The organism is Bradyrhizobium sp. WSM1743, assembly GCF_000473065.1.
GTDB lineage: Bacteria > Pseudomonadota > Alphaproteobacteria > Rhizobiales > Xanthobacteraceae > Bradyrhizobium.
This window is the reverse complement of sequence record NZ_AXAZ01000164.1, coordinates 1-1,202: the sequence shown is the minus strand read 5'-3', so window position 1 is coordinate 1,202 and position 1,202 is coordinate 1. Positions and strand designations below refer to the sequence as shown.

The 1,202-nt window shown below is 58.2% G+C and carries 1 protein-coding gene and 1 pseudogene; one reads left to right on the top strand and one right to left on the bottom strand.

Going from position 1 to position 1,202, the window contains the following annotated elements:
• Positions 1-14 precede the first annotated feature (14 nt).
• Positions 15-470 carry a hypothetical protein gene (locus tag YU9_RS48635; protein ID WP_156952381.1) on the bottom strand — a complete coding sequence of 152 codons (456 nt, stop codon included), beginning with the start codon at positions 468-470 and terminating at the stop codon, positions 15-17.
• A 46-nt stretch (positions 471-516) separates the two neighbouring features.
• Between YU9_RS48635 and YU9_RS47005 the strand changes: the two are divergent.
• Positions 517-789, top strand: a pseudogene (locus tag YU9_RS47005) (IS3 family transposase); the annotation flags it as partial.
• Positions 790-1,202: the final 413 nt, after the last annotated feature.

The window sequence follows — 1,202 nt, the reverse complement described above, 5'->3', positions numbered from 1 at the left end:
GTAGGCGGTGAGCGTCACGCCAGGCTGCACGCCAGCAGTCGTCGCGTCCGGCATGCCAAAGAGGGCAGGATCAATGCTACTTCCCACCAGGGGGGCGGGAATTCGCCGCCTTTGTGTTCGCGCTCGCGCCGCAACTCGTCCGGCTTTGGCTTAATTCGCTTCTCGCGATCGAGCCTTAGCTCCTCCCGTTTTGGTCCAAGTCGCTTCTCGCGTTCGAGCCGCAGTTCTTCCCGTCGCTGTTCCAGCCGTGCACGAGTGGCATTAACGCGAGACTGCCATTCCTCCCGCGAAAGCTTGTTTGAACCACCTGTCGCGTGATCCTCCGCGAAGCACAGGCTTGGAGGACCCGCGGCCAGGCAAGCCATGGCCAGAAAAAACAAAATCCGATTCATGCTTATTCCGGCCCTGTTCATAAATTTCATGCGGATTTTTGCTCGGGCAGCCCGAATTAAATTGAGGAGCCCCTGCAAGATGTTTTCTTATCCTTGCAAACTTCTTCGAAAATGAGTCAGCGGTGACGTCACGGCTACCCTCGACCGGGCGCTCGCGGCCTCCGCCACCTGACCACATCACCGCCAGGCAACGGCCCCGGCTTCCAAGCGACAATGGATCGAGTTACGTCGCGGACGATCTGGCCAGGATGGCTCGAAAAGGGCATGCAGATGTCCGCGGTGCTCCGTATCACCCTCAAGACCCACGGAGAGATCCAGCGCTGGCACCAGACCCCTGAAGAACCGCATTCTGCTCGACAACTATTACCTGCCTGATCTCGAACGGCAGATCGCCGCCTAAACTTGCAAGGATTAGGGCCCAGATAATCTTCCAGCGATATACGACGCTTCTCAACAACCAATTCCACATCATCAACAGGACCTGCAAAGCGAGCGCGCCGATCGGAGCCGACGACATTGACAGAATAACCGTGGCTCCCACGAGTCCGCTTCTCCACCATCGCTGGAAGAACGGACTCCGGTGGCCAAGCACCAAATGAGTGGAAGCGCGCTGCCGGCGGACATTCCGAATAGCATCGGATGTTCAAAACGACCTGGACGCGTCCTCGATTTTTCGTCGGCAAGTGCCGTTATGATTGAGCGTTAACCTAATCCACTGGCCACAGCCTTGGCGATCGATCGCAGTTTCGCGGGTCTCGAGATCCCGCTACGTGCAGACACCCCGCCACGATCACCTCCGCGGAAACGTCC